This window comes from Pantoea sp. Tr-811 (genome assembly GCF_011752535.1).
Lineage (GTDB): Bacteria > Pseudomonadota > Gammaproteobacteria > Pseudomonadales > Pseudomonadaceae > Aquipseudomonas.
On sequence record NZ_VWXJ01000002.1, the window covers coordinates 234,766 to 250,725 of the forward strand.

The 15,960-nt window shown below is 67.4% G+C and carries 14 protein-coding genes; 8 read left to right on the top strand and 6 right to left on the bottom strand.

From position 1 onward, the window contains the following. Positions 1–3: 3 nt before the first annotated feature. Genes F3J44_RS29760 through pilG form a run of 6 tightly spaced genes read right to left on the bottom strand, consistent with a single transcriptional unit; the run spans position 4 to position 8,806 of the window. Complete coding sequence (locus F3J44_RS29760; protein WP_167270685.1) at positions 4–477, bottom strand: chemotaxis protein CheW; 474 nt, start codon at positions 475–477, stop codon at positions 4–6. Next, positions 470–5,359, bottom strand: coding sequence for an Hpt domain-containing protein (locus F3J44_RS03625; RefSeq protein ID WP_167270686.1), 4,890 nt, complete (start codon positions 5,357–5,359; stop codon positions 470–472). Before F3J44_RS03625 ends, F3J44_RS29760 begins: the two co-directional genes overlap by 8 nt. Positions 5,360–5,368: 9 nt before the next feature. Continuing rightward, positions 5,369–7,429, bottom strand: coding sequence for a methyl-accepting chemotaxis protein (locus tag F3J44_RS03630; RefSeq protein WP_167068362.1), 2,061 nt, complete (start codon positions 7,427–7,429; stop codon positions 5,369–5,371). Positions 7,430–7,440: 11 nt separating this feature from the next. Then, positions 7,441–7,995 (bottom strand): chemotaxis protein CheW, encoded by a 555-nt coding sequence (locus F3J44_RS03635; protein ID WP_167068359.1) that lies wholly within the window; start codon positions 7,993–7,995, stop codon positions 7,441–7,443. Next, positions 7,992–8,357: a twitching motility response regulator PilH gene (gene pilH, locus F3J44_RS03640; protein WP_167068356.1), complete on the bottom strand. Its 366-nt coding sequence runs from the start codon at positions 8,355–8,357 to the stop codon at positions 7,992–7,994. The genes F3J44_RS03635 and pilH overlap by 4 nt, the downstream gene beginning before the upstream one ends. Positions 8,358–8,404: 47 nt before the next feature. Next, positions 8,405–8,806, bottom strand: coding sequence for a twitching motility response regulator PilG (pilG, locus tag F3J44_RS03645; RefSeq protein WP_167270687.1), 402 nt, complete (start codon positions 8,804–8,806; stop codon positions 8,405–8,407). A 298-nt stretch (positions 8,807–9,104) separates the two neighbouring features. On the opposite strand from pilG, the gene gshB reads away from it, so the two are divergent. The 8 genes from gshB (at position 9,105) to hslV (ending at position 15,908) form a co-directional block, all read left to right on the top strand. After that, complete coding sequence (gene gshB / locus F3J44_RS03650; RefSeq protein WP_167068350.1) at positions 9,105–10,058, top strand: glutathione synthase; 954 nt, start codon at positions 9,105–9,107, stop codon at positions 10,056–10,058. 91 nt (positions 10,059–10,149) lie between these two features. After that, positions 10,150–11,055, top strand: coding sequence for an energy transducer TonB (locus F3J44_RS03655; protein ID WP_167270688.1), 906 nt, complete (start codon positions 10,150–10,152; stop codon positions 11,053–11,055). A 234-nt stretch (positions 11,056–11,289) separates the two neighbouring features. After that, complete coding sequence (locus tag F3J44_RS03660) at positions 11,290–11,859, top strand: YqgE/AlgH family protein (RefSeq protein ID WP_167068344.1); 570 nt, start codon at positions 11,290–11,292, stop codon at positions 11,857–11,859. Then, positions 11,859–12,296: a Holliday junction resolvase RuvX gene (ruvX, locus tag F3J44_RS03665; RefSeq protein WP_167068342.1), complete on the top strand. Its 438-nt coding sequence runs from the start codon at positions 11,859–11,861 to the stop codon at positions 12,294–12,296. The genes F3J44_RS03660 and ruvX overlap by 1 nt, the downstream gene beginning before the upstream one ends. A gap of 55 nt (positions 12,297–12,351) precedes the next feature. Next, positions 12,352–12,870 carry a bifunctional pyr operon transcriptional regulator/uracil phosphoribosyltransferase PyrR gene (gene pyrR / locus F3J44_RS03670; protein WP_167068340.1) on the top strand — a complete coding sequence of 173 codons (519 nt, stop codon included), beginning with the start codon at positions 12,352–12,354 and terminating at the stop codon, positions 12,868–12,870. 13 nt (positions 12,871–12,883) lie between these two features. Further along, a complete protein-coding gene (locus F3J44_RS03675) occupies positions 12,884–13,888 on the top strand; it encodes an aspartate carbamoyltransferase catalytic subunit (protein ID WP_008099987.1) in 1,005 nt (334 codons plus the stop codon). Then, positions 13,885–15,156 carry a dihydroorotase gene (locus tag F3J44_RS03680; protein WP_167068337.1) on the top strand — a complete coding sequence of 424 codons (1,272 nt, stop codon included), beginning with the start codon at positions 13,885–13,887 and terminating at the stop codon, positions 15,154–15,156. Before F3J44_RS03675 ends, F3J44_RS03680 begins: the two co-directional genes overlap by 4 nt. Positions 15,157–15,377: 221 nt before the next feature. Continuing rightward, positions 15,378–15,908, top strand: coding sequence for an ATP-dependent protease subunit HslV (gene hslV / locus F3J44_RS03685; protein ID WP_027920652.1), 531 nt, complete (start codon positions 15,378–15,380; stop codon positions 15,906–15,908). Positions 15,909–15,960 lie beyond the last annotated feature (52 nt).

Here is a 15,960-nt window from a genome sequence, read left to right on the forward strand (position 1 = left end):
ATCCTACCCAAGCGCAGATTGCAATTGCGCGTCACGCACCAACCGTTCAAGCCCCGCCAGATCCGGCACCCGTGCCACCTGCTCGCCCACCTGCACCGCCGCCAGCTCCAGGCTGCCCAGCGCCACATCCACGTAGTTGAGCTGGCTGTCGAGCTTGCACGAGCGCGGTATGTCCTGCAGCAGCACCGCCAGGTAGCGCAGCCCGGTATCGCCCAGGGCATTGAGCACCACGATGCGCGCCCGCTCGCCACACGGCGTCTCGCCGCCACAGGCGGCCTCGAAGCCAATCAGCGGCAGGTGCTGCTGGCGCCAGTCGATCCAGCCCAGGTGCCAGGCCGGCTCGCCGCGCTGGCACACCAGGTTGCGCTGGCCAATCAGTTCGGCCACCGCCACATTGGGCAACACCAGGGTGCGGTCACCCAGGGGCAGCAGCAACCCCGTGAGGCTGCTGCGCTGCCCGGCAATCAGTTCAAGCATGGCTGTGGCTCCAGTGGGCGATGCTCTGCAGCAGCACCGACTCCTGATAGGGCTTGCCCAGGTAGTCGTTGACGCCAATGGCCATGGCCCGGTCGCGGTGCTTCTGCCCGGTGCGCGAGGTAATCATGATGATCGGCAGGTCCTTCAGGCGCTCGTCGCGGCGGATGCGGGTGGCCACTTCGAAGCCGTCCATGCGCGGCATTTCGATGTCCAGCAACAGCACGTCGGGCCGGTGTTCTTCCAGCAGGGCCATGGCGTCGACCCCGTCCTTGGCGGTCAGCACGCTCATGCCGTGGCGTTCGAGCAGGCGGCTGGTGACCTTGCGCACGGTCACCGAATCGTCCACCACCATCACCAGCAAGGCCCGCCGCGGCGCCGGGCCGAACAGCGTTTGCTGCACGCCACTGCCACCCGGCAGGCGCGCCAGGCGCCGTTGCTGGCCGCGCAGCTGGCCCAGCAGGTCGAGAATCAGCACCACCCGGCCATCGCCGAGCAACGTCGCGCCGGACAGCCCGGCCACCGCGGCGAACTGCGGCCCAAGGCTCTTGACCACGATCTCGCGGCTGGGCGACAGGCTGTCGGCCTGGATGGCGAACGACTGCTCCTGGGAATGCACCAGCAACACCGGCAGCGGCACGCTCTGCCCCAGCAGCACCGGCCGTGGCACCCCCTGCAGCAGTTCGCCCAGGTAGCGCAGCTCGTATTCATGGCCGGCATACACGTAGCGCGGCACGTCGAGCTGGTAGCAGGCCGCCAGTTCCGCCGGCGGCACGCGGACGATGCCTTCGATGGTGTTGAGTGGGATGGCGTACTGCTCCTCGCCCACATGCACCATCAAGGCACGGTTGATCGACACGGTGAACGGCAGGCGGATCAGGAAACGGGCGCCCTTGCCCGGGGCCGACTCGATGGTCATCGAGCCGCCCAGTTGCTTGACCTCTTCGTGCACCACGTCCATGCCCAGGCCACGCCCGGAAATCTGGGTGATCTTCTCTGCCGTGGAAAAGCCCGGGCGCAGGATGAACTGCAGGATCTCGTGGTCGCTCAGCTGCGCCTGCGGGTCCAGCAGGCCACGTTTGATTGCCTTGCGCCGCACCGCTTCCAGGGGCACCCCCGCGCCATCGTCGGTCATCTCGATGACGATGTCGGCGCCCTCGTGCAGCAGGTTCAGGTGGATGGTGCCCTGCTCTGGCTTGCCAGCCGCCAGACGCGCCTCACGCGCTTCCAGGCCGTGGTCGACGGCGTTGCGCAGCATGTGCTCCAGCGGCGCGACCATGCGTTCGAGCACGCTGCGGTCCAGCTCGCCCTCGGCATTGCCCACCACCAGTTCAACCTGCTTGCCCAGCTCGCTGGCCACCTGGCGCACCACCCGCTGCAGGCGCGGCACCAGGCGCTCGAAGGGCACCATCAGGGTCGCGGTCAGGCCTTCCTGCAACTGGCTGTTCACCCGCGCCTGCTGCTGCAACAGGCTGTAGGCCTCCTGGGCGCGCTGGGCCAATGTTTCCTTCAGGTCGAGCAGGTCGGAGGCCGACTCGAACAGCGCCCGCGACAGCTGCTGCAGCTGGGAGTGGCGGTCCATTTCCAGCGGGTCGAAGTCCTCGTAGGCATCGCCCTCGAAGGCTTGGCGGCTGCTGATCCGGCCCTGGGTTTCGATGTCCAGGCGCAGCAGCTGGTCACGCATGCGCTCCAGGGTGGTTTCCATCTCGTTGAGGGCGAACTGGGCGTCGTTGACCTGCTGTTCGATGCGCCCGCGAATCACCGAGTGCTCACCGGCCAGGTTGCCCAGGTCGTCGAGCAGTTCGGCGTCGACCTTGACCATGTCGCCGGGCGCCCGCTCCGGCGCTACCGTTGGCGCCTCGGCAGGTGCGCTGTCGGCCTGCACCTGCCCGGCGGCGCTGTCGGTCAACGCGGCGCTGCTGAAGTTGCGGATGTAGTCGATCAGCGCGGTGGCCGCGTGCAGCGGCTGGCCCAGGCGCACCGCGTCGAGCATGTGCGCCAGGCGGTCGTGGCAGTTCTGCAGCAGGGCGAACAGCGCAGCGCTCGGCGGCAGGCGGCCGGCGGCGAGCAGTTCGTAAAGGAATTCCAGCTCGTGGGCCAGGTCGCCGATGGCGGCGATTTCGACCATGCGCGCGCCGCCCTTGAGGGTGTGCAGGTCGCGCAGCAGGTTCTCCACCTCGACGCTGCTGCGCGGGTCGGCCTGCCAGCGCGCCAGGGCGGCGGCGGCGCTTTCGACGATGTCCGAGCTTTCTTCGAGGAAAACTTCCAGCAGTTCCTTGTCCCCGGGGCTTTCGGCCTCTTCGGCCGGCTCAGGCAGCCCATCCAGCGGGGTGACCGCATCACGGCTCACCAACCCTGTGGCATCCGGCGCCAGGGCGCCGTCGAGCAGGTGGCGCAGGGCGTCCACGCAGTCTGGGCGCGGGGTGATTTCCTGCCCGGCGGCCACTTCATCGAGCATGTCCAACAGCGCATCCAGGGTTTGCTGGACGGCGCTGAAAAAGCGCGCACTGGCGCCCAGGCTGCCTTCTTCGACTGCGCCGCAGAGGTCGAGCAGCGCCTCGCACACGGCATCCATTTGCCACAGGTCGGCCAGGTGCGCGGCATGGCCGAGGCTGGTCAGCGCATCGAGCAGGGTGTCCAACGGCTCGCGCTGGGCCGGTTGCTGTTGCCAGCGAGACAGCAGCGACTCGGCATCCAGCAGAATGTCCATGGCCTGGGCCAGGAAGCTTGCGATCAACTGCGGGTCGCGCTTGCCACGGCGCCCGGCATGGGGTTCGGCGTGCAAGCTGGCCAGGCGCAGGTCCACGGCCTCGCCAACCAGCTCGATCAACTGCACCGCGCCGGGAATTGCCGCCAAGGGCGAGCTGCCCAGCTGCGCCAGGCCCTGGCGGAACAGGCCGTGGGCCGCCTGCAGCCACTGCAGCTCCGGGGCCTGCAAGGGCAGCTGGTGGCTGCGGTACTCGCGCACCAGGCGGTCGAAGGCGGTGGCCAGCTCGGCGATGGGCATGACCCCGGCCATGGCCGCGCTGCCCTTGAGGGTGTGCAGGGCGCGCTGCAGGGCATCGTTGACCTCGCAATCCTGGCCGCCTGCGGCCTGCAGGAACGTCGCCAGGCTGGCCAGGTGGCCCTGTGCTTCATTGCGGAAGATATCCAGCAGCTGTGGGTCGAGGCCATCGATCTCGGCTGGTGCCGGGCTGTCATTTTCGGCCAGGGCATGCAGGTGCGCCGCCAGCTGTTCGATTTCACTGAGCTGCGGCAGCTGGCCGGCTGCGAAGTCGGCCAGCAGGTCCGGCAGGTGGACGAACACCCGCTGCAGCGCCACCACGCCTTCCGGGCTCAGGGCAATGCGCCCTTCGAGCACACGGTTGAGCAGGTGCTCACCGCCCCAGGCCAGTTCCGCTACCGCCTCGGCATGCACCATGCGCCCGCTGCCCTTGAGCGTGTGCAGGTCGCGGCGCACGTGCGCCAGGGCATCGTTCAGGCGATTGTCGGCGCGCCAGCGCAGCCAGTGCCGTTCGATCTCCGGCAGCAACTCACCGGCTTCTTCGAGAAACACCTCGCGCAGCTCATCGTCGATGCCGTCGCTGCCAGGCTCGCAACCACCCTGCGGGCCGGCGTGGGTACAGGCCACGCCCAGCGCGGTCAGGCTGGCACGGGCCATGTCGAGAAAGGGTTGGGCGTCGGCCAGTGGGTCGGCGACGCGCCATTGCAGGTAGCACTCGGCGGCGCTCAAGGCTTCGGCCAGGTGGGTCAGGTCCTGCGCGGGTGGCTCCACGTCCAGGTGCTGCAGCCAGCCCAACACATAACCGGCGCAGCCGCCGAACACTTCGGCAGCTGCCGGCAGCATCAGCATTGCCAGCGCCCCACGCACCTGCTGCAGCAAGCCCGGCAAGGGTTGCAGGCGCTGGCGTGGCCAGCCGGACTCCAGGCAATCGCCGATCAGGTCCTTGGCCTGTTGCAACACATTCAGCGACTCGTTGAGCACCAGCTGGCGAATCTCCGCCAGGTCCGAACCCGGCAGGCTGCCCGCGCCGCCCTCCTCCAGCGGCAGCACCATGCCGTTGAGCGTGGCCTCGACGTACAGCAAGGCACCGGCCACATCCATCAGCACCGCGTCATCCACCGCCCGTTCGCCCTGGGCCAGCGCCTGCAAGGCCAGTACCTGGTCGATGATGACCCGCCGTGGCTGCTGGAAGCCCAGCACGGCCAGGGTGTCGGCCACATGGCGCAAGGGCGCCAGCAGCGCATCGAGTTCTTCGTTGTGCTGGCGGTCGCCGCGCACGAACTGGTCCAGGCGCTCCTTGATGCGCACCAGGTCATCGCACAGGGCGGTGATTACCGAGCGCAGGGCGTCGCGACCAGGGCCAGCCTGCAGCTGCTCGCGCCAGTTGCCCAGCGACAGGTCGAGGTTGGCCAGGTCGTCGTCACCGGCAAAGCGCTGGGCGGCGCCGCTGATCAGGCTGGCTTGGGCCAGGGGCTCGACACCGCGGCAGGCGCGCAGCTGGTTGAGCAGCGGCAGCATCACCAGCGGCAGGTCATGGCGCGCGCCACGCAGCCGCTCCAGGTACGACGGCAGCTGCTCAAGGCCGCGGAACAGCGGCCCCAGGCAGTCACCTCGCGGGCTGACCTGGCCGTCGGCCAAGGCCCTGGCCAGCAGCTCCAGTTCCTCGGCCAGGCGCGTGGCGCCGCTGAGTTCGAGCATGCGCAGGCAGCCATGCACCTGGTGCAGGTTGTCCACCACGAAGGCCAGGATCGACGGGTCGCCGGTTTCCCCGGCAAAGCGCTCCAGGGCCTGGCGCGCCTGGCCCAGGCAATCGAGGATGGCGGCCCGGGTCCAGGCCAGGGCCACGGTGTCGTGGCGCTCGGGGGTGACGGCAGCGGCCATGGGCGCTCCTCAACTGCGCTCGGCAGGTGCCGGCAGGGTAAAACCGGACACCGACCGGCGCATCTCGCTGGCCATGCGCGCCAGGTGGCGGATGCTGTCGGCGGTGGCGCCGGAGCCTGCGGAGGTTTGCGCGGTAATCTGCTGGATCACCGCCATGGTGTGGGAAATCTGCCCGGCCGAGGAGGTCTGCAACTGGGCCGCATCGGAGATGCTGTGGATCAGCTCGGCCAGGTTCTGCGACACACCCTCGATCTCGGCCAATGCCACGCCGGCATCCTGGGCCAGGCGGGCGCCGCGTACCACTTCGGCGGTGGTCTGCTCCATGGAGATCACCGCCTCGTTGGTGTCGGCCTGAATGGTGCGCACCAGCGCCTCGATCTGCCGGGTGGCCGAAGACGAGCGCTCGGCCAGGCGTTGCACTTCGTCGGCCACCACGGCAAAGCCGCGCCCGGCCTCACCGGCCAACGAGGCCTGGATCGCCGCGTTCAGGGCAAGAATGTTGGTTTGGTCGGCAATGTCGTCGATCAGGCTGACGATATCGCCAATTTCCTGGGAAGACTCGCCCAGGCGCTTGATCCGCTTGGCGGTGTCCTGGATCTGCTCGCGGATGTTGTCCATGCCGTTGATGGTGTTGTGCACCACCTCGTTGCCCTTGTTGGCAATGGCCACCGAGCGCTCGGCGACCTTGGCCGACTCGTAGGCATGGGCCGACACCCGGTCGATCGACTCGACCATGTCGCCCACCGCCTCGGACGCTTCGCTGATCTGCTCGGCCTGGTGCTCCGAGGCCTTGGCCAGCTGGCGGGCGGTGTTCTGCGTGTCCTGCACCGCGGCTGCCACCTGCTCGGCGCTGTGGTTGATGGTGGCCACCAGGTCGCGCAACTGGTCGACGGAGTAGTTGATCGAATCGGCGATGGCGCCGGTAAAGTCCTCGGTGACCGACACGGTCACGGTCAGGTCGCCATCGGCCAGCTCTTCGATTTCATCGAGCAGGCGCATGATCGCCTGCTGGTTGCGCTCGTTCTTCTCGGCGGTTTCATGCAACTGGCGGTGGGTGGTGCGCACCATCACCAGGCCAATGAGGATGATCGAGGCCAGCGCCAGCAGGCCCAGAACGTAACCCCCCACGGTGTCGAGGGTACGCCCGCCGGCCAGGTTCTCGAAACCGTTGGCCAGGTGCGAGGCCTCGTCGAGCAGGGTTTGCGACAGGCTGAAAATGTTGCTGGCCGCCTCGCGCACGCGGTACAGCTCGGGCGAGGTTTCGAGGATTTCATCCACCGAGCCCGCCACGAACTGGAACAGCTCGGCAATCTCGGCCAGGCGCGCCCGGGCATCGGCGTCCTCGACACGGGTTACCTGGATGGCCGGGTTGCCGCCGAGCATGCCTTCGAGCACCTGGCCGAAGCGGCTGGCGTCGCGGCCAAAGCTGTCGGCGGCCTGGGCGGCGCTGTCGTCGCCGGCCAGCACGGTGTTGACCGAACCGAGAATACGCTCGGCAAGCAGCAACTGGCGCTGGGCCACCACCACCTGGTTGGCCGGGGCGCCGCTCTGCAGCAGGATCTCCACCACTTTTTCGTACTCGACCTGCAACTGCGGCACGGTTTCGGCCAGGGTCGCCGCCACCTGGTGCAACGACAACACGGTCTGTTCGCTGGCGAGGATAGTGTCGGTGTTCTTGCGCAGGTTTTCCCAGTCCTGGCGCACGGTTTCCATTTCATCGCGCACCGCCACCGGGGCCGGGGGCAGGCCGGTGGACTTGTCGCCTTCGCGCAGGTAGCTCCAGCGGCGCTCGAAGTCGTTGCGCGCATCGGACAGCAGCTTGAAGGCCAGGGCCTTGCCGGCTGCGGCCTCGGTAGCGTTCTTGGCGATGCGCTGGGACAGCACGCGCAACTCGCCGGCATGGCCGATGTACTGCTTGTCGTGGTTGGCTTGGGTATTGAGGTAGGCGAAGTTGGCAAACAGCAGGATGATCGACAGGATCAGGATCACGAACAGCACGGTGATCTGCACGATGCTGCGCGTGCGGGGGGTCATGCTGGCGGGGGCGACGGGGGTGGCCGGCTTGTTCACGTTCGAAAGTCCTATAGCGCCACGTCAAGAAAGCCCGGCGCCTGGGCCAGGGCGAAGGGGCTGAAGATCGCCCAGGTACGTTCACGCGCGAAATGCCCCTGAACGAAGCGGGCGGCGGCACGCAGCAACGGCTGCGGCGGCGACAGTTGCAGGCTGCTCAGGGCGAAATGCTGCAGGCCCAGCACTTCGTCGACCAACAGGCCAACGAACAGGTCTTCATGGTCCAGCACCAACACCCGCCGCTGCTTGCCGGGTGCGGCCGGGCCCAGGCCGAAAAAGCTGCTCAGGTCCATCACCGGCAGCAGCCGCCCACGCAGGTTGGCCACCCCGCACACCCAGGGCTGTACCCCAGGCACCCGGCTGCTGCGCGGCTCGCGCAGCACTTCGGCCACCTCACCCATGGGCGCGACGAACCACTGCCCGGCGATGCGAAAGCCGATGCCGCTCCAGTGCTGCAGGCGGGTGTCCTGCGGTGGCTGGTCGGCCACCAGCAGGCGGCAGCGCCGGTCGATGTCCAGCAACAGTTCGAAGGCGGTCAGCGACGCGCCTTGCGGGCGGGTGGTCAAGCGCCCAGCACTTCTTTGAGCTTGGCGATCAGGGCGTCCTCTTCCACCGGCTTGGTGAGGAAATCACGGGCACCCTGGCGCTGGGCCCAGATGCGGTCGGTTTCCTGGTCCTTGGTGGTCACCACCACCACCGGAATGCCGGCGGTTTCCGGGTTCTTGCTCAGCTGGCGGGTGGCCTGGAAGCCATTCATGCCGGGCATGACGATGTCCATCAGCACCGCATCGGGCTTTTCCTGCAGGGCCAGGGCCACGCCGTCGGCACCGTTGTCGGCCTTGAGCACCTGGTGGCCGTGCTTTTCCAGCCATTCAGTCAATCTGTACATCTCTGTCGGCGAGTCGTCGACAATCAGAACGCGGGCCATGCTGGTTCCCCATCAGGACATTGAAGGCCGCGCCGGGCGGGGCGCGGTCAGGTTGCGGGTTGTTCGAGCGCGACGAAACCAGGCACGTGGGCCCTGATCGCGCCGAGCAGTTCTTCCTTGCTAAAGGGTTTGGTCAGGAACTGGTCGGAACCGACCACCCGGCCACGGGCCTTGTCGAACAGGCCATCGCGCGACGACAGCAGGATCACCGGGATGTCCTTGTAGGCGCTGTTGTGCTTGATCACGGCGCAGGTCTGGTAGCCGTCCAGGCGGGGCATCAGCACATCGACGAAGATGATCTGTGGCTGTTGGTCGACGATCTTGGCCAGGGCATCGAAGCCATCGCTGGCGGTGACCACCTCGCAACCGGCCTCGCCGAGCAACATCTGCGCGGTGCGGCGGATCGTGCGGGAGTCGTCGATCACCATCACCTTCAGGGGTTGTTCCATGTTTTGCGCTACCGTCGCTGTTTGATGCCGAAAGCCCGAGGCCGCTTCGCGCCCCTTTCGCGACACAAGGCCGCTCCCACAAGAATCACGCCGAACCCTGTGGGAGCGGCCTTGTGTCGCGAAAGGGCTGCGCAGCAGCCCCAAAGGCCTGTTGTACAGCACTGTGACTGGCATTTTTAGCACACTCCGGGTGCCCGTTCCATCTGCCGCGCCCCTTGACCTGCGGCGCTCACAGCGCCACCCTGAGCCACTTTTCTTTCGATCGACCGCGGCCACCGGCCGCCAGAGGAACCACCCCATGAGCGTTCGCCTCGGCATTGTCATGGACCCCATCGCGTCCATCTCCTACAAGAAGGACAGTTCGCTGGCCATGCTGCTGGCGGCCCAGGCCCGTGGCTGGGAGCTGTTCTACATGGAGCAGCACGACCTCTACCAGGGCGAGGGCAAGGCCCGCGCGCGCATGCGCCCACTGAAGGTGTTCGCCGACCCGGCGCGTTGGTTCGAGCTGGGCGAGGAACAGGACGCCCCGCTGGCCGAGCTGAACGTGATCCTGATGCGCAAGGACCCACCGTTCGACATGGAGTTCGTCTACAGCACCTACCTGCTGGAGCAGGCCGAGGGCGAAGGCGTGCTGGTGGTCAACCGCCCGCAGAGCCTGCGCGACTGCAACGAAAAACTGTTCGCCACGCTGTTCCCGCAGTGCACGCCGCCGACCCTGGTCAGCCGCCGCCCGGACATCATCCGCCAATTCGCAGCCCTGCATGGTGACGTGATTCTCAAGCCGCTGGACGGCATGGGCGGCACCTCGATCTTCCGCCACCGGGCCGGCGACCCCAACCTGTCGGTGATCCTGGAAACCCTGACCGCGCTGGGTGCCCAGCAGATCATGGCGCAGGCCTACCTGCCGGCAATCAAGGACGGCGACAAGCGCATCCTGATGATCGACGGCGAGCCGGTGGATTACTGCCTGGCACGTATCCCGGCCAGCGGCGAAACCCGTGGCAACCTGGCGGCCGGTGGGCGGGGCGAAGCGCGCCCGCTGACCGAGCGCGACCGCTGGATCGCCGCCCAGGTCGGCCCGACCCTGCGGGCCAAGGGCCTGCTGTTCGTCGGCCTCGACGTGATCGGCGATTACCTCACCGAGATCAACGTCACCAGCCCGACCTGCATCCGCGAGATCGATGCGGCCTACAATACCGATATCGGTGGCAAGCTGATGGATGCCATTGATCGCCAGCTCAAGGCGCGCTGACCGCCAACACAGAGCAAATGCACGGAGTGGGGTATGATGCCGGTCCTTTTCGACTGAGCCACTGCCCCGCTTCGCAGTTGCTGGATACCCGATGACGCTGCCTGCCGACATCCCCGCCGACCTGCTGCCACCCCGCGTTCGCCCGGTGGACCGGCTTGGCTTTACCCTGTTCCTGGCTGCCCTGGTGCACCTGGCGCTGATCCTCGGCGTGGGTTTCAGCGTGGTCAAGCCTGCGCAAATCCGCCAGACCATGGACATCACCCTGGCCACCTTCAAGAGCGAGAAAGCGCCCGAGAAGGCCGATTACCAGGCCCAGGAGAACCAGCAAGGCAGCGGCACCCTGGAAAAGAAAGCGGTGCCCACCACCACCGAGGTGGCGCCGTTCCAGGACAGCAAGATCAACAAGGTGACCCCGCCGCCGGCTGCCAAGCCTGAGGTGGCGCCGCCACCGGTGCCGCAGAAGTCCGCCGTGGCCACCCAGGCGGCCAAGGCGCAGAAGGTCGAGCCCAAGCCCAAGGAAAGCAAGCCACAGCCCAAGCCGGCCGCGGCCACGCCGGATTTCGACAGCTCGCAGCTGTCGAGCCAGATCGCCAGCCTTGAGGCGGAGCTGTCCAACGAGCAGCAGATGTACGCCAAGCGCCCGCGCATCCACCGCCTGAACGCCGCCTCGACCATGCGCGACAAGGGCGCCTGGTACAAGGAAGAATGGCGCAAGAAGGTCGAGCGGGTGGGTAACCTCAACTACCCCGACGAAGCGCGCCGCCAGCAGATCTACGGCAACTTGCGGATGATGGTGTCGATCAACCGCGATGGCTCGCTGTACGAAGTGCTGGTGCTGGAGTCTTCCGGGCAGCCGGTGCTGGACCAGGCGGCCCAGCGCATCGTGCGCCTGGCGGCGCCGTTCGCACCGTTCACCGGCGACCTGGCCGAGTTCGACCGGCTGGAGATCATCCGCACCTGGCGTTTTGCCCGTGGGGACCGTTTGTCCAGTAATTGATTGGGGCCGCTGTGCGCAGGGCTCGCAGCATGGGGTGGCGCGGATATCGAGCGCCGCCCGCGCGGCGCATCGCGAGCTGCGCTCGCTCCTACGTTTGTTTCGGGCCAATCATCCCCCGGCCCTACGCGCACTGTGTAGGAGCGAGCGCAGCTCGCGATGCGCCGCACAGCGGCGCCCTCCCAGACCGGCGATGACACCTTGTCAGCCTCGCCACCTGGCGCCACACTATCCCCCATGAAAACCCTCACCCCGAGCTACCTCAAGCACCAGTTCCTGATCGCCATGCCGCACATGGCCGATCCGAACTTCGCCCAGACCCTCACGTATATCGTCGAGCACAACGCCAATGGCGCCATGGGCCTTGTGGTCAACCGACCGCAGGAGCTGAGCCTGGCCGACATCCTCGAGCAGTTGCGCCCGGACGAAACGCCACCGGCCAGCACGCTGCAGGTGCCGATCTACCAGGGTGGCCCGGTGCAAACCGACCGCGGGTTCGTGCTGCACAGCAGCGAATGCAGCTTCCAGGCCACCGTGGCCCTGGAAGGGCTGTCGCTGACCACCTCGCAGGACGTGCTGCTGGCCATCGCCGCCGGTGTAGGGCCCAAGCAAAGCCTCATTACCCTCGGCTACGCCGGCTGGGAAGCGGGCCAGCTGGAAGCGGAACTGGCCGATAACGCCTGGCTCAACTGCCCGTTCGACCCGGAGATCATCTTCGGCCTGAACAGCGACCTGCGCCTGGACGCCGCCGCCGCAAGCCTGGGGATCAACCTCAGCCTGCTGACCAGCCAGGCGGGCCACGCCTGATGGCCGAACAAACCCCTACGCTGCGCCTGCTGCTGGGCTTCGACTACGGCAGCAAGCAGATTGGCGTGGCCGTGGGCCAGGTCATCACCGGCCAGGCCCGCGAGCTGTGCACCCTCAAGGCGCAGAACGGCGTGCCGGACTGGGCCCAGGTGGAAAAACTCATCAATGAGTGGAAACCCGACGCCATCGTCGTCGGCCTGCCGCTGAACATGGACGGCACCCCCAGCGAAATGAGCGCCCGCGCGGAAAAATTCGCCCGCCGCCTGAACGGCCGCTTCAACCTGCCCGTGCACACCCACGACGAACGCCTGACCACCTTCGAGGCCAAGGGCGAACGCCTGGCCCGCGGCGGCCAGCGCGGCAGTTACCGCGACAACCCGGTCGATGCCATTGCCGCTGCCCTGCTGCTGCAAGGCTGGCTGGAGGCCAATACCTGATCTTTCCGCGTCCACGCCGGGGCAACCACACCCCGGCGCCCCCAGGAGATACGCAATGAGCCTACCCAATCCCGCCGAGCTGATCCGGCAGATGGCTGTCGACCTACGCGCCCATCTGGCCCGCCGCGCCATCAGCGAACCCCGCTACATCGGCATCCGCACCGGCGGCGTCTGGGTTGCCCAGGCCCTCCAGGAAGCCATGGCCGACCAGAGCCCGCTGGGCACCCTGGACGTGTCGTTCTACCGCGACGACTTCAGCCAGAACGGCCTGCACCCGCAAGTGCGCCCGTCGGAGCTGCCGTTCGAGGTGGAAGGCCAGCACCTGGTGCTGGTCGACGACGTGCTGATGAGTGGCCGCACCATCCGCGCCGCGCTCAACGAACTGTTCGATTACGGCCGCCCGGCCAGCGTCACCCTGGTCTGCCTGCTCGACCTGGATGCCGGCGAACTGCCCATCCGCCCCAATGTACTCGGCGCCACCCTGTCGCTGGCCGCCCATGAACGGGTAAAATTGACCGGGCCCGCACCGCTCGCCCTCGAGCGCCAGGACCTCGCTTCCGCTTCCGCCCTTTAAGAGTCCCCTCGCGATGACGCCAATCGACGCCAAGCGCCCGCTGCAGCTCAATGACCAGGGCCAGCTGCGCCACTTCCTCTCGCTCGACGGTTTGCCCCGCGAACTGCTCACCGAGATCCTCGACACCGCCGACTCGTTCCTCGAAGTCGGCGCCCGGGCCGTGAAGAAAGTCCCGTTGCTGCGCGGCAAGACCGTGTGCAACGTGTTCTTCGAGAACTCGACCCGCACCCGCACCACCTTCGAACTGGCCGCGCAGCGCCTGTCGGCCGACGTGATCAGCCTGAACGTGTCGACCTCCTCGACCAGCAAGGGCGAAACCCTGTTCGACACCCTGCGCAACCTCGAAGCCATGGCCGCCGACATGTTCGTCGTACGCCACTCCGACTCGGGCGCCGCGCACTTCATTGCCGAGCACGTGTGCCCGGACGTGGCCGTGATCAACGGCGGTGACGGCCGCCACGCGCACCCGACCCAGGGCATGCTCGACATGCTCACCATCCGCCGCCACAAGGGCAGCTTCGAGAACCTGTCGGTGGCCATCGTCGGCGATATCCTGCATTCGCGCGTGGCCCGCTCCGACATGCTCGCGCTCAAGGCGCTGGGCTGCCCGGACATCCGCGTGATCGGCCCGAAAACCCTGATCCCGATCGGCATCGAGCAATACGGCGTGAAGGTGTACACCGACCTCGCCGAAGGCCTCAAGGACGTCGACGTGGTGATCATGCTGCGCCTGCAGCGTGAGCGCATGGCCGGTGGCCTGCTGCCCAGCGAAGGCGAGTTCTACCGCCTGTTCGGCCTGACCACCGCGCGCCTGGCCGGCGCCAAGCCCGACGCCATCGTCATGCACCCTGGCCCGATCAACCGCGGGGTCGAGATCGAATCGGCGGTGGCCGATGGCAAGCACTCGGTGATTCTCAACCAGGTCACCTACGGCATCGCCGTGCGCATGGCGGTACTGTCCATGGCCATGAGCGGGCAGAACGCGCAACGTCAATTCGACCAGGAGAACGCCCAGTGACCATCAGCATTCTTGGCGCCCGGGTGATCGACCCTGCCAGCGGCCTGGACCAGGTCACCGACCTGCACCTGGACGGCGGGCGCATCGCTGCCATCGGCGCCGCGCCTGCAGGCTTCAGCGCCAGCCGCACGATTCAGGCCGACGGCCTGATTGCCGCCCCTGGCCTGGTCGACCTCGGTGTGTCGCTGCGCGAGCCGGGCTACAGCCGCAAGGGCAGCATCGCCAGCGAAACCCGCGCCGCCGTGGCCGGGGGCGTCACCAGCCTGTGCTGCCCGCCGCAAACCAAGCCGGTGCTGGACACCTCGGCAGTGGCCGAGCTGATCCTCGACCGCGCCCGCGAGGCCGCCAACAGCAAGGTCTACCCGATCGGCGCCCTGACCAAGGGCCTGGAAGGCGAGCAACTGGCCGAACTGGTGGCCCTGCGTGACACCGGTTGCGTGGCCTTCGGCAACGGTCTGAAGGAAATCCCCAACAACCGTACCCTGGCCCGCGCCCTGGAATACGCGGCCACCTTCGACCTGACCGTGGTGTTCCACTCCCAGGACCGCGACCTGGCCCAGGGCGGCCTGGCCCACGAAGGCGCCATGGCCAGCTTCCTCGGCCTGCCCGGCATCCCGGAAAGCGCCGAAACCGTGGCCCTGGCGCGCAACCTGTTGCTGGTGGAACAGAGCGGCGTGCGCGCCCACTTCACCCAGATCACCAGCGCCCGTGGCGCCCGGCTGATCGCCCAGGCGCAGCAGCTGGGCCTGCCGGTGACCGCGGACGTGGCGCTGTACCAGCTGATTCTCACCGACGAATCGCTGCGCGAGTTCTCCAGCCTGTACCACGTGCAGCCGCCCCTGCGTACCGCCGCCGACCGCGACGGCCTGCGCGAGGCGGTGAAGTCAGGGGTGATCCAGGCGATTTCCAGCCATCACCAGCCCCACGAGCGCGATGCCAAGCTGGCCCCGTTCGGTGCCACCGAGCCAGGTATCAGCAGCGTCGAGCTGTTGCTGCCGCTGGCCATGACCCTGGTCGAGGACGGCCTGCTCGACCTGCCGACCCTGCTGGCGCGCCTGAGCAGCGGCCCGGCCAAGGCGATGCGCCTGCCGGCCGGCGAGCTGAAAGTGGGCGGCGCTGCGGACCTGGTGCTGTTCGATGCCAAGGCCTCGACGATTGCTGGCGAGCAATGGCTGTCGCGCGGTGACAACTGCCCGTTCATCGGCCACTGCCTGCCGGCGGCCGTGCGTTATACCTTGGTCGATGGCCACGTCTGCCACGAGGCCTGACCGGCAACGCACGCTGCTTCAGGTAGGAGCGACCAGAGGTCGCGAAAGGGCGGCACAGCCGCCCAGGGCCGCAAAGCGGCCCTTTCGCGACCTACGGTCGCTCCTACCATTGGCCGCGCCAGGTTCAGCAACCATTCATCCCCTTCGGTTGAAATTCTTCCCCCCACCCCCATATGAGTCTGCATCAGGCAATTTTGCCCCGCTGCGTGGAGACTCTCCCCTTGACCACCATCGTTTCTGTCCGCCGTAACGGCAAAGTCGTCATGGGCGGCGACGGCCAGGTATCCCTCGGCAACACCGTGATGAAAGGCAACGCGAAAAAAGTCCGTCGCCTGTACAACGGTGAAGTGATCGCCGGTTTCGCCGGTGCCACCGCCGATGCGTTCACCCTGTTCGAACGCTTCGAGGCCCAACTGCAGAAACACTCCGGCCACCTGGTGCGTGCCGCCGTGGAGCTGGCCAAGGAATGGCGCACCGACCGCTCCCTGAGCCGCCTGGAAGCCATGCTGGCCGTGGCCAACAAGGACGCCTCGCTGATCATCACCGGCAACGGTGACGTGGTCGAACCCGAAGACGGCCTGATCGCCATGGGTTCCGGCGGCGGCTACGCCCAGGCTGCGGCGCGTGCCCTGCTGAACAAGACCGACCTGTCGGCCCGGGAAATCACCGAGGCCGCCCTGAACATCGCCGGTGACATCTGCGTGTTCACCAACCACAACCTGACCATCGAGGAGCAGGACCTGGCCGAGTAAATCAGCTGTTCTGGCGCTCCGCCCCGGTGGCGGAGCTTTTCCACGCTGATAA

What these genes read in the sequence shown, in the direction of transcription:
- F3J44_RS03625 (WP_167270686.1), bottom strand. Translation starts at nt 5,359, where the DNA reads ATGGCCGCTGCCGTCACCCCCGAGCGCCACGACACCGTGGCCCTGGCC.
- F3J44_RS29760 (WP_167270685.1), bottom strand. Translation starts at nt 477, where the DNA reads ATGCTTGAACTGATTGCCGGGCAGCGCAGCAGCCTCACGGGGTTGCTG.
- ruvX (WP_167068342.1), top strand. Translation starts at nt 11,859, where the DNA reads ATGGCCGAACAAACCCCTACGCTGCGCCTGCTGCTGGGCTTCGACTAC.
- F3J44_RS03660 (WP_167068344.1), top strand. Translation starts at nt 11,290, where the DNA reads ATGAAAACCCTCACCCCGAGCTACCTCAAGCACCAGTTCCTGATCGCC.
- pilH (WP_167068356.1), bottom strand. Translation starts at nt 8,357, where the DNA reads ATGGCCCGCGTTCTGATTGTCGACGACTCGCCGACAGAGATGTACAGA.
- pilG (WP_167270687.1), bottom strand. Translation starts at nt 8,806, where the DNA reads ATGGAACAACCCCTGAAGGTGATGGTGATCGACGACTCCCGCACGATC.
- F3J44_RS03675 (WP_008099987.1), top strand. Translation starts at nt 12,884, where the DNA reads ATGACGCCAATCGACGCCAAGCGCCCGCTGCAGCTCAATGACCAGGGC.
- gshB (WP_167068350.1), top strand. Translation starts at nt 9,105, where the DNA reads ATGAGCGTTCGCCTCGGCATTGTCATGGACCCCATCGCGTCCATCTCC.
- pyrR (WP_167068340.1), top strand. Translation starts at nt 12,352, where the DNA reads ATGAGCCTACCCAATCCCGCCGAGCTGATCCGGCAGATGGCTGTCGAC.
- F3J44_RS03655 (WP_167270688.1), top strand. Translation starts at nt 10,150, where the DNA reads ATGACGCTGCCTGCCGACATCCCCGCCGACCTGCTGCCACCCCGCGTT.